Origin of the sequence: Stenotrophomonas sp. (genome assembly GCF_031995405.1) — a bacterium.
Taxonomy (GTDB): Bacteria; Pseudomonadota; Gammaproteobacteria; order Xanthomonadales; family Xanthomonadaceae; genus Stenotrophomonas.
Window position 1 is genome coordinate 1 of the sequence record NZ_DAMAGC010000130.1, and the last position, 11,701, is coordinate 11,701.

Consider the following 11,701-nt stretch of genomic DNA (forward strand, 5'->3'; position numbering starts at 1 on the left):
GGAAGTAGGTGAACTGGGTGACTTCCATGCCGTTGAGCCAGACTTCCCAGCCCAGGCCCCAGGCACCGAGCGTCGGCGATTCCCAGTTGTCCTCGACAAAGCGCAGGTCGTGCACCAGCGGGTCGATGCCCAGCGCCTTGAGCGAATCCAGGTACAGCTGCTGGATGTTGTCCGGGCTCGGCTTCATCGCCACCTGGTACTGGTAGTAGCGCTGCAGGCGGTTGGGGTTTTCGCCGTAGCGGCCGTCGGTGGGACGGCGCGAAGGCTGCACGTACGCGGCATTCCAGCTTTCCGGGCCGATCGAGCGCAGGAACGTGGCCGGGTGGAAGGTACCGGCACCCACCTCCAGGTCCAGCGGCTGGATCAGCACGCAGCCCTGCTGCGCCCAATACTGGTTGAGGGTCTGGATCAGGCCCTGGAAAGTGATCGGAACGCTCTTGGTGACGGACATGCGGCGGATTCTTGCCTGCAGAAGGGGTGCGCTAGTATAGCGAGCGACCGCGTTGCCGCCTTCCGGGTGGCCCACCCCATTACACCGCGCGCCTGGCGCGCTTCGAGGAATTTGGCGGATGGAACAGCGCCCTCCCGTACATTTCGCCCCCTCCGCCGATCCCGGCACCGGGGTGGCGGTCCCGTTGCCGCCGGGCCGGCTCGGCTTCGAGCAGGTGGTTGCCGCGCTGGTCGCCGATGGCCTGGTCGCCGCTTCGGACCTGGAGCGCATCCGCTTCTCCGCCCAGGGCGCACGCAATGCCAGCGAAGTGCATCCGCTGGTGCTGCTGGCCAACCTGAAGCTGGCCGCCAGCGGCGGCGGCGAACTCGGCCTGGAACGGCTGACCGAATGGCTGGCCGCGCGCACCGGCACCCGCTACCTGCGCATCGACCCGACCCGGGTCGACGTGGCCTCGGTCACCGCCGTGGTCTCCCACGCCTATGCGCGCCGCCACCGCTTCCTGCCGCTGGCCGTGGATGGTGAACGCCTGCTGGTGGCCACCAGCGAGCCGCTGGTGCAGGAATGGCTGCGCGACCTGCAGCACCTGACCCGGCGCCGGATCGAGCTGGCGATGGTCAACCCGCTGGACCTGCACCGCTACACCATGGAGTTCTTCGGGGTCACCCGCTCGGTACGCGGTGCGCGCGGCGACGTGCGCGGCGAGGCCAACGCCACCCTGCCCAGCTTCGAGCAGCTGGTCGAACTGGGCCGCGCCGGCGACGTCAACGCCGATGACCAGCACATCGTGCACATCGTCGACTGGCTGCTGCAGTACGCCTACGAGCAGCGCGCCTCGGACATCCACCTGGAGCCGCGCCGCGACATGGGCCGCATGCGCTTCCGCATCGACGGGGTGCTGCACAAGGTGTTTGAAGTGCCGCCGGCGGTGATGACCGCGGTGGTCAGCCGCATCAAGGTGCTCGGGCGCATGGACCTGGCCGAGCGCCGACGCCCGCAGGACGGCCGCATCAAGACCCGGTCGCCGGGCGGGCGCGAGGTGGAAATGCGTCTGTCGACCATGCCCACCGCGTTCGGCGAGAAGTGCGTGATGCGCATCTTCGACCCGGATGCGGCCTTCAAGAGCATCGACCAGCTCGGTTTCAGCCCGCAGGAAGCGGCCGGCTGGACCGCCCTGGTCGAACGTCCGCATGGCATCGTGCTGGTCACCGGCCCGACCGGCTCGGGCAAGACCACCACCCTGTATTCCACGCTGAAACGGCTCGCCACGCCGGACGTCAACGTCTGCACGGTGGAAGACCCGATCGAGATGATCGCGCCGGAATTCAACCAGATGCAGGTGCAGACCAATATCGACCTGGATTTCGCCAGCGGCGTGCGCACCCTGCTGCGGCAGGACCCGGACATCATCATGATCGGCGAAATCCGTGACCTGGAAACCGCGCAGATGGCGGTGCAGGCCTCGCTCACCGGCCATCTGGTGTTGTCCACCCTGCACACCAACGACGCGCCCTCGGCGATCACCCGCCTGCTCGACCTGGGCGTGCCGCACTACCTGCTGGCCTCCACCCTCAACGGCATCCTGGCCCAGCGCCTGGTCCGCACCCTGTGCCCGAACTGCAAGGTGCCGCGCCCGCTCAGTGCGGCCCAATGGGCGGTGCTGGCTGATGGCGAAGAGGCATTACCTGAGGCGCCCACGCCATATGCACCGGCCGGCTGCATCGACTGCCGGCGCACCGGTTTCCTGGGCCGGGTCGGGCTGTATGAGCTGCTGCCATTGGGTTCGCGGCTGCGCGCCCTGATCCGCGCGGACATGGATCTGGCCGCCTTCAACCGCGCCGCACGTGCTGAAGGGGTGCGAACCCTGCGCCGCGCGGGACTTGAAAAGGTGGCCGCAGGGCTGACTACAATCGAGGAAGTCCTGTCAGTGCTGCCGCCCCCGGATGAATTCCGCCCCGTTCCTGATTCTTGAAACCGGCCAACCCGTCGCCTCGCTGCGTCGCTACGGGCGGTTTCCGCATTGGATCCGGGTCGCCGCCGGCCTGGATGCCGACGAAACGGTCGTGGTCGATGTCGAACACGGCGGCGCCCTGCCCGACCACCGCCACTTCGCCGGGGTGATCGTCACCGGCTCGGCGGCCTACGTCACCGACCGCGCCGACTGGAGCGAACGCAGCGCGCAATGGCTGCGCGGGGCGGTCCATGACGACCGCCCGGTGTTCGGCATCTGCTACGGCCACCAGCTGCTGGCGCATGCGCTCGGCGGTGAGGTCGCCTACAACCCGGCCGGCCGCGAGTCCGGCACCATCGAACTGGCGCTGGACCCGTCGGCCAGCAGCGACCCGTTGTTCGCCGGCCTGCCCGAACGCTTCCCGGCCCACGCCACCCACCTGCAGACGGTGCTGCGCGCGCCCGACGGCGCGGCGATCCTGGCGCGTTCGGCGCAGGACAACTGCCATGCCTTCCGCTTCGGCCGCCAGGCCTGGGGCGTGCAGTTCCACCCCGAGTTCGCCACCCACCACATGCGCGGCTACGTCCGCGCCCGTGCCGAGTGCATCCGCAGCCATGGCGGCTGCGCGCGCAGCGTCGCCCGCGGGGTGAGCGCCGCGCCGCTGGCACGCCAGCTGCTGCGCCGGTTCGTGCGCCAGGCCCGCAACGCCTGAGCGCCCTGCGGGCCGGCGCGATGCAGTGTCCCGGCGAACGTGTCCGGCCTTCAGGTGACGCGCACGGAAAACAGGGATAATCGATCGGATTCGGGGCGCGCATGCCCCTCCCCTGTTCCGGAATGGTATGAGCGAGATTCGCAAGCTGCCCGCCTCGGCGGGCGCCCAATGGCTGCTGGACGCTTTCTCCCTGTATGGCCGCGCACCGCTGCAACTGGCGGTGCTGGGCGTGATCGGCATGATCGTCAGCTCGCTGATCCTGGTGCTGGCACAACTGTTGCCCGGCTGGCTGGGGCTGCTGGTGCAGCTGTTGTCGCTGGCGGTCGGCCCGCTGGTGTTCGGCGGCATGCTGTGGGCGGTCAGCGAGATCGACCAGGGCCACCGGGCGCTGCCTACCCATCTGCTGCAGCCGATCCGCGACCGCCGCGTCACCCACCTGCTGGTGCCGCTGGCCATCCAGCTGATCGCGGTGATCGCGCTGGGCACCCTGCTGTTCGCCCTGATCGGCAGCGATGGCCTGACCGCCTCCAGCGACATGCTGCAGAAGATGCAGCAGTTGCAGCAGTCCGGCACCCAGCCCAGCAACGAGCAGATCCTGGCGCTAATGGCCGATGCGCCGGTCAAGCGCATCCTGCTGTGGATCCTGATCACCTTCGCTACCTTCGTCGCGTTGAGCATGGCCATGTTCACCCAGCCGGCGCTGGTGGTGTTCGACCGCCAGAGCGGCATGCATGCGCTGCGCATGAGCCTGCAGGGCTGCCTGGAAAACTTCGGCGCGATGGCGGTGTTCATGGTGCTCGGCCTGATCGCCGCGCTGTGCATCTATTTCCTGGTGTTCATCCTGATGCAGCTGGCGCTGTTGTTCGGCGGCATGGGCGCGGCGGCATTCGTGGTGCAGCTGTCGATGAGCACGGTGATCATGCCGCTGTATGTCGGTGCGGTGTATGCCGCCTGGAAGCAGATGTTCGCGCACCGTGGTCGCACCCCGCCGCCACCGGTGCCCGGCCCAGGCAACGTGTTCGCGGCCTGATCGCAACAACGAAAAACCCCGGCAGAGGCCGGGGTTTTTGTTTGCGTCGGGCACTCCGGCCACCGATCCCCGTAGAGCCGACCGTTGGTCGGCTGCCGTTGATCCGCCGCCGTTGATCCGCCGCCGTCGATCGGCTACGGCACCGATCGGCTACCGTCGCCAGACGCGCCCATACCCATCACCCAGCCGGCTTCACCACGGACGAGGGCACCAGCCACTTGGCCGCATGGATCCCCAGCTCGTAGAGCACGCACATCGGGATCGCCAGCAGCAGCTGCGAGACCACGTCCGGCGGCGTCAGCACCGCGGCCACGATGAAGATGCCCACCACCGCATAGCCGCGGCTTTCCTTGAACTGCTGCGGCGACACCCAGCCCAGCAGCACCAGGATCACCATCGCCACCGGCAACTCGAAACTGCTGCCGAAGGCGAAGAAGATCGCCAGCACGAAGTCCAGGTACGCATTCGCATCGGGAGTGATCGCAATCACCTCCGGGCGGAACGTGGTCAGGAAGTGGAACACCGCCGGCAACACCAGGAAGTACGCGAAGGCGCAGCCCAGGTAGAACAGCAGCACCGACGACGCCAACAGCGGCACGGCCAGGCGCTTTTCGCGCGCGTACAGGCCCGGTGCCACGAACGCCCACAGCTGGTACAGCAGCCAGGGCACCGCCACGAACACGGCCACGAAGAAGGTCAGCTTGAGCGGTGCGAAGAAGGCACCGGCCGGGTTGGTCGCGATCATCGTCTGGCCGTTGGGCAGCTGCGAAATCAGCGGCTCGGCCAGCCAGGTGTAGATCGTGCGCGAGAACGGCAGCAACAGCAGCAACACCGCGAGCAGGCCGATGATCGCGCGCACCAGACGCGCGCGCAGCTCGATCAGGTGCTCCACCAGCGAGCTTTCCGGATACTCGTGTTCGCTCATCGCGGTGCCTCGTTGCGCGGCGGCGGGGCCGTGCCTTCTGCGCCCTCGACGTGCGGCAGCGGAGCAGGGTCCGGCGCTACCACCGCGGCCGGCACCACACGCGGCGAAGTGCCATCGATACCCGGCGGGGCCATCGCATCGCGCGGCGCGTCGACCGAAACCGCATCGGGTGCCACCACGTGCTGGGCGACGCTGGCCGGCGAGCCCGGCGCCGGGCCGGTCATCACCGGCTCATCGCCAGCCACAGCCGATATCGCATCGCCGTGGCGCGCCACGTCCTGGCGCATCATCTCGGCCTCGCGACGGACCGCTTCACCGCTGGCGCGCAGCTGCGCTTCGGTGTCCTGCACCGAGGACTGCACATCGCGGAACTGACGCTTGATCTCGTCGGCATGCAGCTCGCGCTCGAGCTCCTGCTTTACCGAGTCCCACTGGTTGCGCGCACGGCGCACCCACAGCCCGGCAAAGCGCGCGGCCTTGGGCAGGCGCTCGGGACCGAGCACGACCAGGGCCACCACCGCGATGACCAGCAGTTCACTGAAACCGATATCGAACACGCTCGAACGTCCCGATCAACGCGGGGCGCGGTCGTGCTCGGTCTGCGACGTCGTCGTCGAGTCCTGCGGACGCGAGTTGTCGCTGAGCTGCGCGTTCGGCTTGTCCTCGTCGCGCATGCCCTTCTTGAATTCCTTGACGGCGCTGCCAAGGTCCTTGGCGCCGCTGGTCAGTTTCTTGGTGCCGAACACCAGCAGAACGATGACCAGCACGACCAACCAATGCCAGATGCTGAAACTGCCCATGAGCTGCTCGTTACGTAGTGATCAGACAGTTGAGCATAGCGCACCGGCCACAGGCCGGCGCGCGTGACGAAAGTCAGTTGCCGTCCAGCGATTCAGTTCGGACCTCACCTTCCCCGACCGACTGGAAACCCTGCTGGGGCGCCGGCTGGACGGGGGTCGGCTGCAGCGGCGCGGTGGTCGCGCCTGCCGCCGGTGCCTGTTCAGTGACCGGCGCCGCCGCCTGCGGAGCAACCGGCGCGGCCTGGCGTGCCGCCGGTGCCGGCGCGCTGCCCGCAGTGCCGCGCTTCTCACGGGCGGAATAGGTGGCTTCTTCCAGGCGATCGCGGAAGGCGACCACGTCGATCGACGGCGGCTCGCCCATCCGACCCTCGAACACCATGCGCGGCGTGGTGTTGCTGCCGTAGGCATCCAGGTTGGCGGCATCGTCGATCTGCAGCACCGCGCCATCCAGGGCAACGCCGGCGAACAGGCCGCGGGCGCGCGACCACGACCAGATTTCGGCCTTCAGCTGGCCATCGGTGGCGGCGGCGGCATTGCGCCCGACCGGACCGGCGGCCACGCCTGCATCGGCGCCCAGGGTGAACTTGCCGTTGACCAGATTGTCCAAGCTGCGGTCGTTGCGGAACACCAGCACCACGTCGGAGGACTGCACACCGGCCTGGAAGCCGATGCTGCCACCGGTAAGCTTGACGAAGACTGGGTTGGACCAGCTGCCGTCGGCATTCTTGACCGACATCAGGCCGTGGCCACGGCGCCCGCCGATCACCAGACCGGCCTTGATCGTGTCGGGAATGACCACGATCGCGCGGCCTTCGTCCAGCAACTTGTCCGGAATCCCCTGCTCGGGCATTTCCTGGATCTCATTCAATACACGCACCGCGTTGCGGGCGCGCTGGTCTTCCTGTGGCCCGGCCATCGCCTGGGTAGACAACAGCAGGCTGGCGGAGATCAGCAGTACAAGGCTGAGGCGGCGCATGGTGGGCTCCAGAAGTCGATGCAGACGAAGATAAAGCAAGATCCTGAACTTAGAAGGCTTGCGATGAATCCGCAATGAGTGATGCCGTCTATTGATATGCCGCCTCCATCATGGCGATCCATCGATTCCATCCCGCGATCGCGCAGACCTGCGAGAATGCCCCCTATGCTCGACGCACCCGACACCGCCGTGCTGGCGGTCAATCTAGGCACGCCCGAGACGCCCACTGCCCCGGCGGTGCGTCGTTATCTGGCTGAATTCCTCACCGATCCCCGCGTGGTCGCGATCCCGCCACTGCTGTGGAAACCCTTGCTGTACGGGCTGATCCTGCCGCTGCGCAGTGGTCGGTCGGCGGCCAAGTACGCCCAGGTGTGGCTGCCCGACGGCTCGCCGCTGATGGTCTACACACGGCGACTGGCCGAGGCCATGCAGGCGTTGATGCCCAACGTGCGGGTGCGCCACGCCATGCGTTACGGCGCCCCGGCGCTGACCGCCGAGCTGGACCGGCTGGCGGCCGAGGGCATGCGCCGGATCGTGGTGCTGCCGCTGTATCCGCAGTATTCGACCACCACCACCGCGTCCATCGAGGACCAGGTGCGCGACTGGCAGCCACGGCATCCCGGCGTCACCGTCACCCTGGTGCGCGATTACGCGGTCGATCCGGACTGGGTCGAGGCGGTGGCCACCCGTATCCGCCAGTGGTGGGCCGATCACGGTCGCGGCGAGCAGCTGGTGTTTTCCTTCCATGGCATCCCGCAACGCCTGGCCGATGCCGGCGATCCCTATCCGCAGCGTTGCGAGGCCAGTGCCCGGGCGATCGCGCAGGCGCTGCAACTGTCCGATGACGCCTGGCGGCTCACCTACCAGTCGCGCTTCGGTCGCGAGAAATGGCTGCAGCCGTACGCCGAGCCGACCCTGTGGGCGATGGCCGAAGGCGGCGTCCGCACCATCGACGTGGTCTGCCCGGGCTTTGCCACCGACTGCTTGGAGACCTTGGAAGAAGTCGCCCTGGGCTTCACCGAAACCGTGGCCGAGCGCGGCGCGCGGATGCGCTACATCCCCTGCCTCAACGACGCCCCCGAACACGCGCTGGCGTTGTCGCGGCTGAGTATCGCGGCGCTGGCATGACCCTGCAGCCGTTTTCCCTGAATGTCGGCGGCTTCCTCGCCGCCGGTCTGCGCGCAGCGCAGCCGGGTGGTCGGCGCGTGCTGGCACTGCACGGCTGGCTCGACAACGCGGCCAGCTTCGTACCCCTGGCCGCACACCTGCCCGACCTGGACCTGGTCGCACTCGACCTGCCCGGTCACGGCCACAGCGCGCACCTGCCGGCCGGCACCCAATACAACACGCCTGGCGCGATCTGCCACGTACTCGATGTCGCCGATGCACTTGGCTGGGATCGCTTCACGCTGATCGGGCATTCGATGGGCGCCGGCATCGCCAGCCTGACCGCAGCGGCCGCCCCCGAGCGCGTCGAACGGCTGGTGGCGATCGAAGCCCTCGGCGGCCTGCGCGGTCCCGAAGATGAAACCGCCCAGCGTCTGCGCGAACACGTGCGCGCCGCACGTGCGCTGCCCGGCAGGAACCTGCGTGTATTCCCCGACCTGTCCACCCCGATCCGCGCCCGCATGATGACCAACCAGCTCAGCGAGCCATGCGCTCGCCTATTGGTCGAACGCGGGGTCAAACCGGTCGAAGGCGGCTACAGCTGGTGCAGTGATCCACGCCTGATGCTGCCCACCGCGATGCGCCTGAGCGAAGCGCAGATCGATGACCTGCTCGCCGCGATCGAATGCCCCACCCAGGTGATCTATGCCACGCCGGCGCAGTCGTACTATCCCGAACCACTCCGCAGCGAGCGCATCAAGCTGCTGCGCGACGGACGCCTGGCGGTGTTCCCCGGCACCCATCACCTGCATATGGAACATCCGCAGGTAATCGGTGATGTTATCCGCGGGTTCCTGGCTGGCTGAGATGCGCACCCGGTAAGCGAATGCGGTACCTGCATTCGCACGGCTCAAGCAATTGCATGCACACCTGTGTCCGCACGGGTCGGGCAATCGCATTCAACACCTGTTTCCACACGTATCGGGCAGTTGCATTCAACACCTCTGTCCGCACGGGACGAGCAATCGTGTGCAACGCCCGTACCCGCACAGGTCGAGCAATCGCATACAACACCCGTGTCCGCACAGGTCGGGGCAGTCGCATGCGGCACGGCGTCCATACGGACGCGGTGATGCTGCCTCGGTAGCGTCGGTTTCCGAACGACCGCCGACCTCAACTGCGATGTCATTGACGCATGGACGGGTGATCACGCGGCTGTGCAGTGGCACGGGCCGCCGCAAACGCAACGCCACTCCATCAACCACTGCGACAACCTGACGCACTCAACTTCCGCGGAATTCGACCGATACCGATAAAGCAGGACGATGTCTTCGGCCTGCGCCGTCGCTTGCTCCGCCGTCGCGAAGCCGCGCACCACCCCAGGGCTTCAGGGAACGTCGTCGCAATGCCGTGTTGGCCGTGCCATCGCCCACAAGGACCGGGCCATGCCGGCGGTGCCCCGCACCGTCGACGCGGGTGCCGTGCACCTCATCGCCTGTCGTCCGCCCTGCCGCCCACCTCTTTCGCAGCGCCCACCGCAAACGCGGTGTCCGGCGCGCCTTCCGCCTGTCCGCCTCCGTGCGCGTCGGGCCATCCCGCCTGCTTATGATCCTGGAGTCGCCATGTCTGCCCATCCGCTCGCCCCGTCCCGTCCGCCCGACCGCGCCCATCCGCTCCGCCCCTTCGCACTGACAGGCAGAACCAACACCCTTTACCTGGTGTCGGTGGCGGTCCTTGTGGCCGCTGCGCTGGGCATCGCGCTTTGGCAGCGGCAATGGTGGCTGCTGCTCACACTGGTCCTGGCCGCAACGCTGCTGTGCGTGTTGGCCGCGCGCGTACGTCGGCAGGCGCACCACGTCCAGCGCGAAGCACACCAATCCAACGCGAGCGCGCTCGCGCTGGCCAGTGACCGCGAACGCGACGAAGCCGGGCACCAGCACAACGCGCAGATCCGCCAGGCACTGGATGTCTCGCGGACCGCGATGATGATCGCCGACAACGACCACGTGATCCGCTACGTCAACCACGCGGTCATCCGCCTGCTGCGCAACCAGCAGGACAGCCTGCGCGAAGCGTTCCCGGACTTCGATGTCGACGGCCTGGTCGGCAGCAGCATCCACCGCTTCCATGTCAGCCCGGATCGCATCCGCGCCATCCTCAACACGCTGCAGCAGGTCCACCACGGCCGTATCCGCATCGGCCCGGTGCATTTCGCGCAGGTGGTGACGCCCGTGTTCGACGCACAGGGCAAGCGCCTGGGCTTTGCGGTGGAGTGGCATGACCGCACCCAGGAACTGCAGCTGGAGACCGCCGTGGCCGACATCGTCGCCGCCGCCACCAAGGGCGACCTCGATCGCCGCCTGCCCGTGGGCAACGCCGGCACCAGCTTCCTCGATGGGCTGACCGGCGGCATCAATCAGTTGCTGGAAAGCGTCGGGGGCACCGTCGGCGAGATCCGCCGGGTGCTCTCCGCACTCGCCCGGGGCGACCTGGACCAACGCATGCAGGGCGACTTCGACGGTGCATTCGCGGCCATGCAGCGCGACGCCAACGCCACCGCTGCGCAGCTGACCGCCATGGTCGAGCGCATCAAGCAGTGCACCGGTTCCATTTCACTGGCGGCCAGCGAAATCGCCACCGGCAACAACGATCTGTCCGAGCGTACCGAGCGCCAGGCGGCACACTTGGAGGAAACGGCCGCGTCGATGGAAGAGCTCACCTCCACGGTGCGCCAGAACGCCGAACACGCGCGCCAGGCCAGCGCGCTCGCCCAGGGCGCGCAGGATGTCGCCGGCCGCGGCAGCCAGGTGGTCGGCCGCGTGGTCACCACCATGGAGGCCATCCAGGTCGCCTCCCGGCGCATCGGCGACATCACCGGCGTGATCGATGGCATCGCCTTCCAGACCAACATCCTCGCGCTGAACGCGGCGGTCGAAGCGGCGCGTGCCGGCGACCAGGGCCGTGGTTTCGCCGTGGTGGCCAGCGAAGTACGTACGCTGGCCCACCGCTCCGCCGACGCCGCCAAGGAGATCAAGGGCCTGATCGAGGACTCCGTGCTGCAGGTCGCCGACGGCGCCCGTCTGGTACAGGACGCCGGCAGGACCATGGCCGAGCTCGTCGGCAGCGTCGCCGGGGTCAGCGGCATCATGGCCGAGATCTCCTCGGCCTCGCAGGAACAGGCCAGTGGCATCGACCAGGTCAACCAGACCGTCGCGCAGATGGACGACGCCACCCAGCAGAACGCCGCCCTGGTCGAAGAAGCCAGCGCGGCCGCCCGCCTGCTCGAGGAACAGGCCGCCGAGCTGACCGAAGCGGTGGCGGTGTTCCGCCATGGGCAGCGCGTGCAACCGCCGAGGACGCTGGCGCGCGAAGCGGAGGCCATGGAGGTCTGAGCAAGTGTTCGAGCCGGACCCGCGCCATGCACTGATGATGCGGCGGCTGTAGCAGCCAGAAGGACACACGGCGCCCGCGAGGGCGCCGTTTTTTTATTCCGGCGCACCGTCACCGGTATAGGTGGAACAGGACCGGGGCCGGCACCGGCAGCACGGGCCTCCTGAGCGGCTTGCTCTTGGCAGATTGAACACAAAACGGCGCCCAAAGGGCGCCGTCTTTATTTCTCGATCTGTGCAGCAGGCCCCGGGCCAGGTAGTGCCGAGCCATGCTCGGCACCGCAGGTGAGTGCATTCCCCGCGACCGGGTAGGGCCGAGCCATGCTCGGCACCGCAGGTGAATGTATTCCCCGCGATCAGGTA

At 67.9% G+C, this 11,701-nt stretch carries 11 protein-coding genes; 6 read left to right on the plus strand and 5 right to left on the minus strand.

What is annotated here, in order from left to right; translation table 11 throughout:
• Positions 1-451 (minus strand): glycine--tRNA ligase subunit alpha (locus RTO53_RS17045; protein WP_312238916.1); only part of this gene is annotated, 451 nt, incomplete at its 3' end.
• A 118-nt stretch (positions 452-569) separates the two neighbouring features.
• On the opposite strand from RTO53_RS17045, the gene RTO53_RS17050 reads away from it, so the two are divergent.
• The 3 genes from RTO53_RS17050 (at position 570) to RTO53_RS17060 (ending at position 4,141) form a co-directional block, all read left to right on the plus strand.
• On the plus strand, positions 570-2,420 hold the full coding sequence (locus RTO53_RS17050) for an ATPase, T2SS/T4P/T4SS family (protein ID WP_312238917.1): 1,851 nt from the start codon (positions 570-572) through the stop codon (positions 2,418-2,420).
• Positions 2,392-3,111 (plus strand): glutamine amidotransferase, encoded by a 720-nt coding sequence (locus tag RTO53_RS17055; RefSeq protein WP_312238918.1) that lies wholly within the window; start codon positions 2,392-2,394, stop codon positions 3,109-3,111. Before RTO53_RS17050 ends, RTO53_RS17055 begins: the two co-directional genes overlap by 29 nt.
• Before the next feature lie 127 nt (positions 3,112-3,238).
• Positions 3,239-4,141 carry a BPSS1780 family membrane protein gene (locus RTO53_RS17060; protein WP_312238920.1) on the plus strand — a complete coding sequence of 301 codons (903 nt, stop codon included), beginning with the start codon at positions 3,239-3,241 and terminating at the stop codon, positions 4,139-4,141.
• Positions 4,142-4,319: 178 nt separating this feature from the next.
• Here the strand turns inward: RTO53_RS17060 and tatC are convergent, their stop codons facing one another.
• The 4 genes from tatC to RTO53_RS17080 form a co-directional block, all read right to left on the minus strand.
• Positions 4,320-5,066: a twin-arginine translocase subunit TatC gene (gene tatC / locus RTO53_RS17065; RefSeq protein WP_312238921.1), complete on the minus strand. Its 747-nt coding sequence runs from the start codon at positions 5,064-5,066 to the stop codon at positions 4,320-4,322.
• On the minus strand, positions 5,063-5,623 hold the full coding sequence (gene tatB / locus RTO53_RS17070) for a Sec-independent protein translocase protein TatB (RefSeq protein ID WP_312238922.1): 561 nt from the start codon (positions 5,621-5,623) through the stop codon (positions 5,063-5,065). Before tatB ends, tatC begins: the two co-directional genes overlap by 4 nt.
• Before the next feature lie 15 nt (positions 5,624-5,638).
• Complete coding sequence (gene tatA, locus RTO53_RS17075; RefSeq protein ID WP_312238923.1) at positions 5,639-5,866, minus strand: Sec-independent protein translocase subunit TatA; 228 nt, start codon at positions 5,864-5,866, stop codon at positions 5,639-5,641.
• Between the two features lie 73 nt (positions 5,867-5,939).
• Complete coding sequence (locus RTO53_RS17080) at positions 5,940-6,842, minus strand: YSC84-related protein (RefSeq protein WP_312238924.1); 903 nt, start codon at positions 6,840-6,842, stop codon at positions 5,940-5,942.
• Between the two features lie 165 nt (positions 6,843-7,007).
• Here RTO53_RS17080 and hemH point away from each other — a divergent pair, with 165 nt between their 5' ends.
• The 3 genes from hemH to RTO53_RS17095 all read left to right on the plus strand — a co-directional run bounded on the left by hemH (position 7,008) and on the right by RTO53_RS17095 (position 11,341).
• Positions 7,008-7,970, plus strand: coding sequence for a ferrochelatase (gene hemH / locus RTO53_RS17085; RefSeq protein ID WP_312238925.1), 963 nt, complete (start codon positions 7,008-7,010; stop codon positions 7,968-7,970).
• A complete protein-coding gene (locus RTO53_RS17090) occupies positions 7,967-8,815 on the plus strand; it encodes an alpha/beta hydrolase (RefSeq protein WP_312238926.1) in 849 nt (282 codons plus the stop codon). The genes hemH and RTO53_RS17090 overlap by 4 nt, the downstream gene beginning before the upstream one ends.
• Positions 8,816-9,571: 756 nt before the next feature.
• On the plus strand, positions 9,572-11,341 hold the full coding sequence (locus RTO53_RS17095; protein ID WP_312238927.1) for a methyl-accepting chemotaxis protein: 1,770 nt from the start codon (positions 9,572-9,574) through the stop codon (positions 11,339-11,341).
• The last annotated feature ends 360 nt before the right edge of the window (positions 11,342-11,701 follow it).

What these genes read in the sequence shown, in the direction of transcription:
- tatC (WP_312238921.1), bottom strand. Translation starts at nt 5,066, where the DNA reads ATGAGCGAACACGAGTATCCGGAAAGCTCGCTGGTGGAGCACCTGATC.
- RTO53_RS17080 (WP_312238924.1), bottom strand. Translation starts at nt 6,842, where the DNA reads ATGCGCCGCCTCAGCCTTGTACTGCTGATCTCCGCCAGCCTGCTGTTG.
- tatA (WP_312238923.1), bottom strand. Translation starts at nt 5,866, where the DNA reads ATGGGCAGTTTCAGCATCTGGCATTGGTTGGTCGTGCTGGTCATCGTT.
- RTO53_RS17055 (WP_312238918.1), top strand. Translation starts at nt 2,392, where the DNA reads ATGAATTCCGCCCCGTTCCTGATTCTTGAAACCGGCCAACCCGTCGCC.
- RTO53_RS17060 (WP_312238920.1), top strand. Translation starts at nt 3,239, where the DNA reads ATGAGCGAGATTCGCAAGCTGCCCGCCTCGGCGGGCGCCCAATGGCTG.
- RTO53_RS17095 (WP_312238927.1), top strand. Translation starts at nt 9,572, where the DNA reads ATGTCTGCCCATCCGCTCGCCCCGTCCCGTCCGCCCGACCGCGCCCAT.
- hemH (WP_312238925.1), top strand. Translation starts at nt 7,008, where the DNA reads ATGCTCGACGCACCCGACACCGCCGTGCTGGCGGTCAATCTAGGCACG.
- RTO53_RS17090 (WP_312238926.1), top strand. Translation starts at nt 7,967, where the DNA reads ATGACCCTGCAGCCGTTTTCCCTGAATGTCGGCGGCTTCCTCGCCGCC.
- RTO53_RS17050 (WP_312238917.1), top strand. Translation starts at nt 570, where the DNA reads ATGGAACAGCGCCCTCCCGTACATTTCGCCCCCTCCGCCGATCCCGGC.